The organism is Lacrimispora amygdalina, from assembly GCF_003432035.1.
GTDB classification, from domain to species: domain Bacteria; phylum Bacillota; class Clostridia; order Lachnospirales; family Lachnospiraceae; genus Lacrimispora; species Lacrimispora amygdalina.
In genome coordinates this window covers 29,647-42,573 of sequence record NZ_QOHO01000008.1, presented here as the reverse complement: position 1 = coordinate 42,573, position 12,927 = coordinate 29,647, and the positions used below count along the sequence as shown (strand labels likewise).

Here is a 12,927-nt window from a genome sequence, read left to right as displayed (position 1 = left end):
TATGCCAGAAGGTATTTCCTGTCACATAAAACCTGATTGCAGAGAAACAGCGTGGGGTAATTTTAAAGAGGAGGACAAAAAATGAAAAAGAATCAGGTTTTTTATATTTCGTTTCTTATCACTATGATAATAGTTGCATTTGGTCTGGCTGCGCCCCAGCCATTTGCAAAGGCTACATCGGTAGCAAATGATTTTCTTGTTAATAATTTTGGGTGGTTTTATTTGATTTCCATGTTTGTGTTTGTTGCATTTTCTTTAGGAATAGCATTTAGCAAATATGGAAATATTAAACTCGGACCGGATGATTCCGTTCCGGAATTCAGCAACAGATCGTGGTTTGCCATGCTTTTTGGTGCAGGTATGGGTATTGGGTTGGTTTTCTGGGGGGTTGCGGAACCACTCAATCACTTTATGAAATTTGGAGCAACGGAAGCAGCAGCAGACTTTGCAATGAAAAAATCTTTTATGCATTGGGGATTTCATCCTTGGGCCGCATATGCTATCATTGGTATGGCACTTGGGTATTTTCAGTTCAGAAAAAATGCTCCTGGACTGATCAGCAGTGTTTTTTTACCAATTCTCGGTGAAAAAGGAATCAAAGGACCTATCGGAAAAATGATCGATGTTTTTGCGGTTTTTGCGACGGTAGCCGGAATAGCAACTTCTCTGGGACAAGGGACCATGCAGATTAATTCCGGGTTGAATTTCCTGTTCCATGTTCCCACAACGCGAATAGTCCAGATCATTATCATCCTTGTTCTGATGGTTATTTACACCTGGACAGCCGTAAGCGGAATTGACAAAGGCATCAAACTGCTGTCCGATATCAATCTGATACTGGCAGTTGCAATTCTGGCTGGTGCGTTTATCGTTGGACCTAAACTTCTGACTCTGAATGTTTTTACAAATTCCATAGGTAATTATGTAAATGATTTTGTAAAAGACAGTTTTGCCATAAATCCATTCGGAGATAAATCCTGGCTGGGTTCATGGACCATATTCTATTGGGCATGGTGGATTGCATGGGGACCCTTTGTAGGCACTTTTATTGCCAGAATATCAAAAGGGAGGACCATTCGGGAGTTTGTGATCGGCGTTATTCTGGCTCCATCCTTAGTATCCTTTATCTGGTTTTCCGTATTCGGAAGCCTTGGTTTAAATCTGGATACCAACATTATTTCAAAAGCAATTGAAACAACAGAAACCGCATTGTTTGTGGTTTTACAACAGTATCCACTTGGCATTATCTTTTCAATTATAGCAATCTGTCTTTTAGGAACATTTTTTATAACATCAGCCAACTCGGGAATCTTTGTATTATCAATGTTTTCCTCTGATGGCGACATGGAACCAGCCAATAGTAAAAAAATATTCTGGGGAGTGATTCAGGCCCTGCTGGCACTGGTTCTGTTAATGACAGGCGGACTTAGTGCACTTCAGACCTGTTCCATAGTAGCGGCTTTTCCGCTGGCCATTATCATGCTTTTATGCTGTGTATGCCTGATAAAGGAACTGAGAAAGGAACACCCAAAAAAGGAATAAAAATTTTAAACGTTAAAACGCCTGAGGCGCCTGCATTCTGTTTTTTGTTAAAGTGCAGGCGCAGTCGGGCTGTGTTTTTAGAAAGAAGAGGGTCATATGGAATTTAAACAATTAGAAGCATTCGTGCAGATTTCAAAGCTTCAAAGTTTTTCAAAGGCCTCTGAATCCTTATTCTTAACTCAGCCGGCACTGAGCAGCCAGATTAATGCATTGGAAAAAGATATTGGAACTCAATTGTTTATCCGTTCCACGAAGAAGGTATTTCCGACCAAAGCAGGGATCGATTTCTATGAGTATGCTCAGAAAATGCTGGCTTTAAGGGATCAGTCCTTGTATGAAATGAGTAAGTTTTCAAGAGAATGTACGGGTGAAGTCAACATTCTGGCCTCCAGTGTTCCGGCTCAGTATATTTTGCCTCAGGTGATAGCGGATTTTAATAAGGAGTATCCAAATATCGTTTTCCATTTGTATCAGAAAGACAGCGGCGAAGTGTTTGAGGAATTGATTAAATACCAGTATGATATCGGATTTGTAGGAACGGAAAATGAAAACAACCGTTATACGCAGACGCCTTTATACAAGGATCAATTGGTTTTGATATTGCCTATAGAAATGAAGTATGACGGCAGCCGGAATGCAGATGATGTCATTAGATTCATTGCTGAAAAAAATTTTATTATGAGGGAAGGCGGATCTGGTACCAGAACAGAGATGGAAGCGTTCTTTATCAGGCATGGTCTCTCGGTAAAAGATTTAAAAACGATCGCATATTTTAGTAATACTCAGGGAATTATTGAAGCAGTTGTACAGGGAATGGGAATTTCTTTTGTTTCAAAAGCAGCAGTACAGATATACAATCAATTGAAACTCATTAACGTTGTGGAAGTCGAATCGGAATTATTAAGCAGAAATATTTTTTGTGTGCAGAAAAAAGATATGATTTTAACTCCTGCACAGGAATTGTTTGTTAATTTTGCGAAAAAATATTGTCAGAATATTTAAATAATCATATGATTTGTCTTACATCTATAGTATAATATTCTGTTAGTGATAGAATCTATATTGAAAGGTGGATATTATGATAAGTAATTCATACGATAGAATAAGCCATATGATTACATATTCAAAGGCAAATCTAAGTGAAATTGTAGTTACCTATATAAAAAACAAGATTTTGACTGGAGAATTAAAAAGCGGTGACAGGTTAGTGGAAACAGATATGTCGGAAGAGCTACAGATCAGCAGGGCTCCTATAAGAGAAGCTTTAAGAGAACTTAATATGAGGGGGATCCTCACTTTCTCTCCTAAGAAAGGGAGTCAGATTCTTGAGATGGATTATCAGGATATTACAGAGGTCTTTTCTATAAGGATTCCACTTGAAATGCAGATCCTTACCATAATTTTTGAAAAATCCCTGCTGCAGGAGCAGGATTTAGAATACCTGGAGACATTAAATAATGATATGATGAAGCCGGATTGTGACAGTGACATTGAGGACAAGGAAAAGATTTTTATTTTTAATTCAAATGACCTGGCTTTCCATGAATTTTTCTGGAAAAAGTCAAGGAGTTTCCGACGGGCTGAAATTTTAGAAAACCAATATTTCCAATTGCTGATCGCAATGAATAAGGATATTTCTACATTAGGCACTAAGAAAGAAAAATTTGACGAGCATAAGTTAATTATTGAAGCATGCCGTTCAGGATCTCTTGACAAAACGTTAAACGCTTTTCAAAACCATATGGACTCATATTTAAAGGCAATAAAAAATTTATAAAATTGAATTGGAAATTGAAATGAACCGCTCGCTCAGTCCGATATTATTTATTGGGTGGGAGGTTCCTTTTTTTATAATTAGGAAATAAAGGGTTGACTACAACGCTGCGTCATACTCTATGATTGTATATGTCAGGAGGTATCTGCTATGAACACCAGGGAAGCAGCCGGTATTACCGGTATCAGTGTGCGTACTTTGCATCACTATGACAAGATTGGTCTGCTGTGTCCGGACCGTGATCCGGATAACGGTTACAGGAACTATTCCGATGAAGATTTAGATCTGCTGCAGCAGATTTTATTTTTCAAGGAATGCGGATTTACTCTTACAGAAATCAAGGGATTTCTTACCAATCCCAATTTCGACCGGGAAAAAGCGTTTGTACTGCAAAGGGACTGTCTGCTGCAGGAACGAAAGCGTATTAATGCCATGCTGAAAACTCTTGATGACACAATGAAATCATGGAAGGGAGATAAAACAATGACGCAGTCGGAAAAATTTTATGGATTTTGGAAAAAACAGAACCCTTATGAAGAAGAAGCCAGACGTCTTTGGGGAAATGAAGCCGTGGACCAAAGCAATGAAAAGCTGGGCTCCATGACCGAAGAGGAGCAGAATCAGGTATTTGAAAATATGGATCAGATGTTTCGTGAGCTGGCAAAGCTTTGCAGGAAATCACCTGAATCGGAAGTGGTACAAAATGCGATCAATAACATGTACCGTTTTTTCAATGAGAACTTTGGTGTTACCTATACCCTGGAAGCATTTGCAGGGCTGGGACAGCTTTATATATCAGACTCACGCTTTACTCAGAATATAGATCAGTATGCAGAGGGATTATCCGCATTTTTAAGTAAAGCTATGGGATATTATGCAGACAGCCGGAAGCGCAGCTAAAACAAATAAAATTTTATAATTAATACTGATTACTCCTCACCGGTTGCCACAACCAGCGGGGAGTTTTTCACTTCACCGTAACACAGTGACATGAAAGGAACTTCTTTACGATAATTTTATGAAATTGTAATAATTCAGTGGATGCCAGGATGGAAATTATATGGTAATATAATATAGGACTGCGCTGCCTTAAACGCAGCTTTTTTCATGGAACAAGAGGTTCCCTGCAGCTACCGCAGGGAAAACAAGCGGATATCAGTATGGAGGCCCAGATGAAGCAAAGGAAATTTCATTTACACTTTACATTGTTCGGAACGATCGTATTAGCACTGGTACTGGTTCTTCTGTTCCAGACCTTAAAGGGAAAAGCAGAGCCGATCTTTGATGATAATACTGCAACTACGTATTATGCAAAGACTACCCTTGGAACAGCACCGGATCTGCAGGCAGAGCGGTATTTTAATACAGAGAATTACGATCTTTCCGGCTTCACCTTTGATGTCAGCCAGTGTGACTGGAATAAAGCGGGCACATACCGGGTTCCGGTCATCTATGATGGAAAGAAAACGAATTGTGTGGTGCAGGTGGAAGTACTGGCCTCAGGGGAAGAGATCACAAAGACGGCTGCAGATATCAATGAGAACGCAGTTTTAACAGAGAAGAAGTAAGGAGGAAAGAGATATGGCGCATCAGAACTTAACAACCCTCTGCTACATTGAACATGAGGGGCGCTATCTCATGCTTCACCGGATTAAGAAGAAAAATGATATCAATCAGGACAAATGGCTGGGAGTGGGCGGTCATCTGGAAGAAGGGGAAAGCCCGGAAGAGTGTCTTTTAAGAGAAGTAAAAGAAGAAACCGGACTGACGCTGCTGTCTTATAAACTCAGGGGATTTATAACCTTTGTGTCAGATCAGTATCCTGATGAATATATGTTTTTATATACAGCTGACAGTTATGAGGGCTCAATTATTAATTGTCAGGAGGGAGTTCTTGAATGGGTGCCGGTTGAGGAAATCGACAGTCTTCCCATATGGGAAGGGGACCGGATCTTTTTTGAACTGCTAAAGGATCAGATTCCATTTTTTTCTCTGAAACTGCAGTATCGGAAAAACGAATTAAAGGCCGCTTCGTTAGACGGAACACCGTTAGAGCTTTTGGAGGAACGGGATAGGAACGGCAATACTACCGGGAGAATACGGGCCCGTTTTATGATGCACCGGGACGGGATGCTTCATGGAACTTCCCATGTATGGGTAGTAAGACCCAATGATAAAAGCGGATTTGATTTGCTTCTGCAGAAACGAAGCGCAGGTAAGGATGCCTATCCAGGCTGCTATGACATCTCTTCTGCAGGACATATTCCGGCAGGTGATGATTTCCTTATATCGGCTGTCAGGGAGCTGTCAGAAGAACTGGGGATTGATGCCGCACCGGAAGAACTTTCCTATGCAGGACTTCATGAGGAACAGGAAGAAGCAGTCTTTTACGGACGGCCATTTCGCAATCATGAAATCAGTCATGTCTATGTTTATGAAAAACCGGTGGATGAGAACAATCTTGTGCTTCAGAAAGACGAGGTGGAATCCGTACTCTGGATGGATTACGGGGAATGCTTAAGCCGGATGAAAGATGGAACTTTGGTAAACTGTTTAAACGAAAAAGAACTACACATGCTTGCACAGTGGTACAATAAAAAGAGATTGACCGGACTGCAGGATTTATGATATAGTAAAACTATCAAAGATAACAGGAAGTGTGTTTATGTTAATTGTGTCAAATCATGGAGCGTAAATCAGAATCATAATGTGAACAGGAATACCCAGGCAGGAAGGCAGTCTTTGCATTCCTTTGTTTTGTGTACCTGTTTAGCCCATGAAGATACAAAACTGACTGACAGGATTTTAGACCTGTAAGACGAGGATTTGTAGTCTTACAGGTCTTTTTTGTGTATCAAAACAGGCCTGGCTGATTGCTCCATGAATCTTTTGGAAACTTGAAAAAGACGAAACAGGGAGAACAACATGAATCACACATTTCAGATATTAGAATTTAACCGTATTTTAGAAAGATTGGAAGAACTGGCACATACCGATGGTGCAAAAGAGCGGATCAGGAATTTAACTCCTGAATTAAAAGAAGCAGAGGTAAGGAAAAATCTTCGGGACACGACCCAGGCAAGAATGATCCTGGACCGTATGGGGCAGCCGCCGGCAGTAGCCATGAACGGCCTTCTGGCGATATTTAAAACAGTCACGCAGGAAAGTTTTTTGATGCCGGAGGAGCTGGAATTCATCGGAACGATGTTAACAGGAGTAAAACGGTATAAGGATTTCTTAAACCGATGCAAATATTTAGAACTGAGTCTGGCCTATTATGAAGAGAACTTAAATCCTTTAGAGGATCTCGCCAGGGAACTTTATGAAAGTATCAGGAACAAACGGGTGGATGACACGGCCAGCAAGTATTTAAGAAGCGTTCGCCAGGACATAGTCCGAATGGAAGAGAAGCTGAGAACAAAGGCTGAGACCATGCTTCGGACTAATAAAAAGTATTTTTCTGATTCCTATATTACCATCAGAAACGGCAAGGTATGCCTGCCGGTGAAAAAGGAGTATAAGCCGGCGGTGCCGGGCAGTGTCATTGACCAGTCCTCTACCGGTTCCACCCTTTTTATAGAACCATCTGCCATAGCGTCGTTAAATGGAGAACTGGAGAATTTAAGAATCGAAGAGGAGAATGAAACCAGGAGAATTCTATATACCCTTACAGCCCTGGTAGAAGAACAGCTTCCAGTCCTGACAGAGAATATGCAGGTTTTAGAGAAACTGGATTTTCTTTTTGCAAAAGCAAAGCTCAGTGCAGATATGAACGGGGTGGAGCCGGAGATTCATACAGAACGGATCATACGGATTGCCGAAGGGCGTCATCCGTTTATGAACCCGGACCAGGTGGTTCCTTTAAACTTTGAACTGGGCAAAGACGGCAGAGGAATTGTTATAACAGGACCTAACACAGGAGGCAAGACCGTTTCCATTAAGACAGTAGGCTTATTTTCCATCATGGCCCAGTGCGGACTTCATATACCATGCAAAGAAGGACAGCTCAGCCTGTTTAACCAGGTGCTCTGCGACATCGGGGATGGCCAGAACATAACTGAAAATTTATCCACTTTTTCATCCCATATTGTAAATGTACTGGATATCCTTGAAAAGGCAGACAGGGAAAGCCTGGTCATACTGGATGAACTTGGGTCGGGGACAGATCCGGCAGAAGGCATGGGAATTGCAATCTCCATACTGGAGGAGTTAAGAAGATGCGGATGCTTATTTCTTGCAACCACCCATTATCCGGAAGTGAAAACTTACGCGAAAGAGGCGGAGGGAATCACCAATGCACGAATGGCGTTTGACCGGGAATCCCTAAGACCTTTATACAGGCTGGAGATCGGAGAAGCGGGAGAGAGCTGCGCTTTATATATAGCAGGAAGGCTGGGAATGCCGGAGCACATGATAAAACGGGCAGAACGGTATGCTTATGGGATGCAGGAGACAGAACCGGAGTCAGACAGAAACAGGGAAGCCCGTAAAAGGTCAAACGGTCCCCGAATTGAAAAGATAAAGAAGACATCAGATAATCAGATCGCCATGCAGACGAAATTTACCATTGGAGACAGTGTGCTTGTTTTACCAGATAAAAAAGTGGGGATTGTCTGCACCGCGGTGAACGATAAGGGAGTGGTCCGGGTTCAGATGCCGGATAAGAAAATCTGGATTAACCACAAACGGATTAAGCTGTTAGTTGCGGCGGCAGAGCTGTATCCGGAGGATTATGATTTTTCCATTCTGTTTGATACGGTGGAAAACAGAAAGGCGAGACACAAGATGGAAAAGGGGTATCAGGAAGGTCTGGAGATCCGCAGTGCTGCGGATGAGACCTTCCCTAAGTAATGGTTTCAGCATGGTTTTGGGGGATCGCAGTCTTTTGTGCGGTCCTCCTCACAAACTCGGTAAGCGTAAGGCAGTTCAAACGGATCATCGTTTAACTCAGCCAGAATAAGCCGGAAAATCTGTACATGACACAATTCATCTGCTATAATCCGGTTTAAGATGGATTTGATACGGAAGTCATTAATCCACTGGCATTGTAACTGGTATTTTCTGATTGCTTCCAGTTCTCCGTTTAAGGAATTGGATACCAGAGCGCTGATGTTGGTAGGATAACGGTTGCAGGCAGGGCTCCAGTATTTCATGCGGCCTTTTTGCCAGCTCCACAGCCGGGGGTCTGCTCCCAGCATAATACAAAGCTCACCGAAAATATTGAGATGGTGCATTTCTACAACGCTGATTCTGTGAAAACATTCTGCGATGTCGTAAAAATACCGTTTTGTTATCATGCTGTTGTAAACGTATAAGCTGATTGCGGACATTTCCGAATTGCAGGCACCGATGTTGGATAGCATGGCTGTGGCATAAAGTTCATTGGCTGTTACGATTTCAATATCGGGCCATGGGGATTTGTCGGAAAAAACAAGTGCAGAAAGATCCATTACGTACCTCCCATAAAGTTGTTCTATTTAAATATATCAGCAGACGGAGGGAGTATGACTGAAATAATCAAAGGAAAAGTGAGGCAGTGATTGGATGAAGGACGAAAGAACGTTACGAAAGGAACTGGAAGAGTTTGTACCCTGCAACGAACAGGAAGAAGCGGATAAAAGGCTGTTTCTTAAGTGCTTATCGGAAGGAGATCACATTTTCTTCCGGGAAAATGAGGCAGCTCATATCTCTGCTTCCGGCTGGGTAGTGAACCAGACCATGGATCAGGTTCTGATGGCATATCATAACATCTATCATTCCTGGGCATGGACCGGCGGCCATGCAGACGGAGAAAAAGATCTTTTGTCTGTTGCTGTGCGGGAAGCCAGGGAAGAAACGGGAATTAAGACGGTGACACCGGTAACAGATAAAATATTTTCCATTGAGATTCTGACCGTGGACGGTCATGAGAAGAACGGAGCTTACGTCTCTTCCCACCTGCATCTGAATGTGACCTACTTATTGAAGGGGGATGACAGAGAACAGATCAGGAACAAGGAAGACGAAAACAGTAAAGTCGGCTGGTTCTCGTTAAGCGATTGTCTGGAGGCGGTGAACGAGCCCTGGATGAAGGAACGGATTTACAAAAAGCTGATAGAAAAGATGGAAAATCTGAAAATTTAACAGAAAATTGGCAATTATTTTATGATTAGCTGTTTCTATTTTTTTGATTATGATTTATAATAATGGTATCTGAATGGATGAAGTTTTGCCAAATAAGACAGCGAGGTGTTAGATATGAAAATTGTTTATGCAATCGTCAGTTCCGATGATGGAAACCGGGTGACCGACGTTCTGAATGAACACCAGTTCAGTGTCACAAAACTTGCCACAACAGGCGGTTTCTTAAAAAAAGGCAACTCAACATTAATGATCGGTACCGAAGACGGACAGGTAGAAGAAGTCATCACACTGATCAAGGATACCTGCGGAAAGCGCCAGAAAATTACATGCAACGTTCCTGCACCCAATATCGCGTCAGTATCGGCGGGATATATGATGATGCCCATGACAGTCGAGCTTGGCGGGGCTACCATATTTGTAACAGATGTAGAGCGTTTTGAGAAAATTTGATGTAGTGACAAAGGGATTGCACAGCAATCCCTTTTCGTAACAGGAGGAATGAATATGTCAGAAACCAAACGAGTATTTATCATTGTACTGGACAGTTTTGGAATCGGCGAAGCCCCGGATGCTGCGAAGTTTAACGATGAGGGAAGCAATACCCTTGGAACCATCGCAAAAGCAGAGGAATTTCATACGCCGAATCTGAAAAAGCTTGGTATGTTTAATATTGACGGTGTAACAGCCGGTGAGAAAGAGAAAGAACCAGCGGGCTCCTATGGCAGAATGACCGAGCGGTCCCAGGGTAAGGATACCACCATCGGCCACTGGGAGATTGCAGGTATTATATCTGAGGAGCCTCTTCCAACCTATCCGGAAGGCTTTCCTGATGAGATTCTAGATGAATTTAAGAAGCAGACAGGAAGAGGAATTCTCTGCAATAAACCTTATTCCGGCACAGATGTAATCCGGGATTTTGGAAAACAGCATGTTAAGACAGGAGATTTAATTGTTTACACTTCTGCAGACAGTGTATTTCAGATCGCTGCCCATGAGGAAGTGGTGCCGTTAGAAGAACTGTACCGTTACTGCAGGATTGCCAGAGAGATTTTAAAAGGAAAGCACGGTGTGGGCAGAGTGATCGCCAGACCATTTACAGGCGAATATCCGGATTATAAAAGAACGCCCCACCGCCACGATTTTTCCCTTCTTCCGCCTGAGACTACCATGCTGGACTGCCTGGCAGAGGCAGGGCTTGATACCATCGGAGTGGGAAAAATCTACGATATTTTCGCAGGAAAGAGCATACAGAAAACCACATCCATTGTTAACAATACTGATGGAATGATTCAGACATTAAAAGCGCAGCAGGATGATTTCCATGGACTTTGCTTTGTAAATCTGGTGGATTTTGATATGGTTTACGGTCACCGCAACGATATAAAGGGTTATGCCAGAGCAGCCACGGAGTTTGACATTCAGCTTGGACAGTTTATGGAGGCCATGAAGCCGGATGACGTTTTGATTATTACTGCGGATCATGGCTGTGATCCGGGAACCCCAAGCACCGATCATTCCAGGGAGTATACCCCCATGCTGATTTACGGACAGGGAATCAAAGCAGGAGTTTCCATTGGGACAAGAGATACCTTTGCTGATATTGCAGCGACGGTACTGGATTTATTCGGAGTAAAGGGAGAGATTGCCGGAACCAGCTTTTTAGGTGAAGTGGCAAAATAGCAGGAGGTGTTTGATTGAAGCTTAACGAGACGATAGTCAGGATGCTGACAGAGGAAGCCTGGCGGGCACAAAAAAGAGCTTATGTTCCTTACTCCGGTTTTATGGTAGGTGCGGCACTTCTTGCAAAGAACGGAACCGTTTATCTTGGCTGCAACATCGAGAATGCATCTTTTTCACCTACCAACTGTGCGGAGCGCACTGCATTTTTCAAGGCAGTGTCTGAGGGCGTGACTGAGTTTGATGCCATTGCCATTGTAGGTAATAAAAGAGGGGAAAAGGGAGGCATCTGCCCTCCCTGCGGAGTCTGCCGTCAGGTGATGGCAGAATTCTGTGACCCGGATGAATTTAAAGTAATCCTGGCAGCAGAAGATGAAACCGTTACTTATACATTAAAGGAACTGCTTCCCCTGGGATTTACAAAGAAAGATTTAAATTCCAACTGAAAAAACGAGGGAGGTTTTAGAACTATGAGGATGTATGATTTAATTGCAAAGAAACGTAACGGAGAAATCTTAACAGAGGAAGAAATCCGTTCCATGATAGATGGCTATGTAAAAGGAGAGGTCCCTGACTATCAGATGTCAGCCATGCTGATGGCAATATATTTGAAAGGGATGACAGATACAGAGACGGCCATTCTCACCGATGCAGTGGCACATTCCGGCGATATGGTTGATTTAACCCCTATTGAGGGGATCAAGGTGGATAAACATTCCACCGGAGGCGTGGGAGATAAGACCACTCTGGTTGTGGCACCCATTGTAGCTGCCTGCGGCGTTAAAGTGGCAAAGATGTCAGGAAGAGGACTGGGGCATACAGGCGGTACCGTGGATAAGCTGGAATCCATTCCGGGCATGAGAACAACGCTCACAGAGGAAGAATTCTTTAAAGTTGTCAATACTACCGGATTGTCTGTGATCGGGCAGTCCGGCAATCTGGCACCTGGAGATAAAAAGCTGTATGCACTCAGAGATGTGACGGCAACAGTAGAAAGCATTCCTCTCATTGCAGCCTCCATTATGAGCAAGAAGCTGGCAGCAGGAAGTGACTGTATTCTTCTTGATGTGAAGACGGGAAGCGGAGCGTTTATGAAGACGCTTGAAGACTCTGTCACTCTGGCAGAAAAGATGGTGGCAATCGGAGAGCATGCAGGAAAAAAGACCATGGCTCTGATTACAAACATGGATATTCCCCTGGGCAATTTAATCGGCAACAGCCTGGAAGTGATTGAAGCCGTAGAGACCTTAAAAGGCAGGGGACCAAAGGATTTAACGGAAGTCTGTCTGAATCTGGCTTCCGGAATGCTATGGCTTGCAGGTAAGGGAACCCCGGAGGAGTGTATGGCTATGGCGGAGAAGGCCATAGCGGATGGCAGCGCCTTAAACCGCCTGGCAGCCATGGTGAAAGCTCAGGGCGGAGATCCCTCCGTGATTTTAGACCCCTCTCTTTTTGCAAAAGCACCTTTTGAACGGGAAGTAAAGGCAGTGAAGAAGGGATATCTGGTCCATATGAACACAGAACAGTGCGGAATCGCGTCTTCCATGCTGGGGGCAGGAAGAGTTACCAAGGAAAGTCTCATCGATTATACAGCAGGCATTGCGCTGAAGAAAAAGGTGGGTCAGGAAGTGGAGGAAGGCGAGACCATTGCTGTGCTCTACACCTCAAAGCAGGAGCTGTTTGATGCTGCAGAAGAAGAATTTGTAAAAGCAGTCACCATTGCAGACGGCAGGCCGGAGCCGGAGCCTCTTATTTATGCGAGAGTAACCAGAGAAGGCGTGAAAAACCTGATAGGATAGAAAGGATAAAAC

At 43.2% G+C, this 12,927-nt stretch carries 13 protein-coding genes; 12 read left to right on the top strand and 1 reads right to left on the bottom strand.

Annotation, left to right across the window (positions count from 1 at the left end; genetic code table 11):
* The first annotated feature begins 81 nt into the window (after window positions 1–81).
* The 7 genes from DS742_RS02225 to DS742_RS02195 all read left to right on the top strand — a co-directional run bounded on the left by DS742_RS02225 (window position 82) and on the right by DS742_RS02195 (window position 8,167).
* Window positions 82–1,542, top strand: coding sequence for a glycine betaine uptake BCCT transporter (locus tag DS742_RS02225; protein WP_117415412.1), 1,461 nt, complete (start codon window positions 82–84; stop codon window positions 1,540–1,542).
* 96 nt (window positions 1,543–1,638) lie between these two features.
* Window positions 1,639–2,544 (top strand): selenium metabolism-associated LysR family transcriptional regulator, encoded by a 906-nt coding sequence (locus tag DS742_RS02220; RefSeq protein WP_117415411.1) that lies wholly within the window; start codon window positions 1,639–1,641, stop codon window positions 2,542–2,544.
* Between the two features lie 76 nt (window positions 2,545–2,620).
* Window positions 2,621–3,319: a GntR family transcriptional regulator gene (locus tag DS742_RS02215; protein WP_117415410.1), complete on the top strand. Its 699-nt coding sequence runs from the start codon at window positions 2,621–2,623 to the stop codon at window positions 3,317–3,319.
* 147 nt (window positions 3,320–3,466) lie between these two features.
* Complete coding sequence (locus tag DS742_RS02210) at window positions 3,467–4,216, top strand: MerR family transcriptional regulator (RefSeq protein WP_117415409.1); 750 nt, start codon at window positions 3,467–3,469, stop codon at window positions 4,214–4,216.
* A 272-nt stretch (window positions 4,217–4,488) separates the two neighbouring features.
* Window positions 4,489–4,884 (top strand): ty transcription activator TEC1, encoded by a 396-nt coding sequence (locus DS742_RS02205; RefSeq protein ID WP_117415408.1) that lies wholly within the window; start codon window positions 4,489–4,491, stop codon window positions 4,882–4,884.
* Between the two features lie 13 nt (window positions 4,885–4,897).
* Complete coding sequence (locus DS742_RS02200) at window positions 4,898–5,944, top strand: NUDIX domain-containing protein (RefSeq protein WP_117415407.1); 1,047 nt, start codon at window positions 4,898–4,900, stop codon at window positions 5,942–5,944.
* Between the two features lie 297 nt (window positions 5,945–6,241).
* Complete coding sequence (locus tag DS742_RS02195; RefSeq protein WP_117415406.1) at window positions 6,242–8,167, top strand: endonuclease MutS2; 1,926 nt, start codon at window positions 6,242–6,244, stop codon at window positions 8,165–8,167.
* 5 nt (window positions 8,168–8,172) lie between these two features.
* On the opposite strand, the gene DS742_RS02190 is transcribed toward DS742_RS02195, so the two are convergent.
* Window positions 8,173–8,766, bottom strand: a complete 594-nt coding sequence (locus tag DS742_RS02190; protein ID WP_117415405.1) for a ferritin-like domain-containing protein — start codon at window positions 8,764–8,766, stop codon at window positions 8,173–8,175.
* Between the two features lie 94 nt (window positions 8,767–8,860).
* Between DS742_RS02190 and DS742_RS02185 the strand changes: the two genes are divergently transcribed.
* The 5 genes from DS742_RS02185 (at window position 8,861) to DS742_RS02165 (ending at window position 12,915) form a co-directional block, all read left to right on the top strand.
* A complete protein-coding gene (locus DS742_RS02185) occupies window positions 8,861–9,439 on the top strand; it encodes an NUDIX hydrolase (RefSeq protein ID WP_117415404.1) in 579 nt (192 codons plus the stop codon).
* Between the two features lie 114 nt (window positions 9,440–9,553).
* A complete protein-coding gene (locus DS742_RS02180) occupies window positions 9,554–9,889 on the top strand; it encodes a cyclic-di-AMP receptor (protein WP_104437025.1) in 336 nt (111 codons plus the stop codon).
* A gap of 54 nt (window positions 9,890–9,943) precedes the next feature.
* Window positions 9,944–11,119: a phosphopentomutase gene (locus DS742_RS02175; protein WP_117415403.1), complete on the top strand. Its 1,176-nt coding sequence runs from the start codon at window positions 9,944–9,946 to the stop codon at window positions 11,117–11,119.
* A gap of 41 nt (window positions 11,120–11,160) precedes the next feature.
* Window positions 11,161–11,562 (top strand): cytidine deaminase, encoded by a 402-nt coding sequence (locus DS742_RS02170; protein WP_117415428.1) that lies wholly within the window; start codon window positions 11,161–11,163, stop codon window positions 11,560–11,562.
* A gap of 24 nt (window positions 11,563–11,586) precedes the next feature.
* Window positions 11,587–12,915, top strand: a complete 1,329-nt coding sequence (locus DS742_RS02165; protein ID WP_117415402.1) for a pyrimidine-nucleoside phosphorylase — start codon at window positions 11,587–11,589, stop codon at window positions 12,913–12,915.
* Window positions 12,916–12,927: the final 12 nt, after the last annotated feature.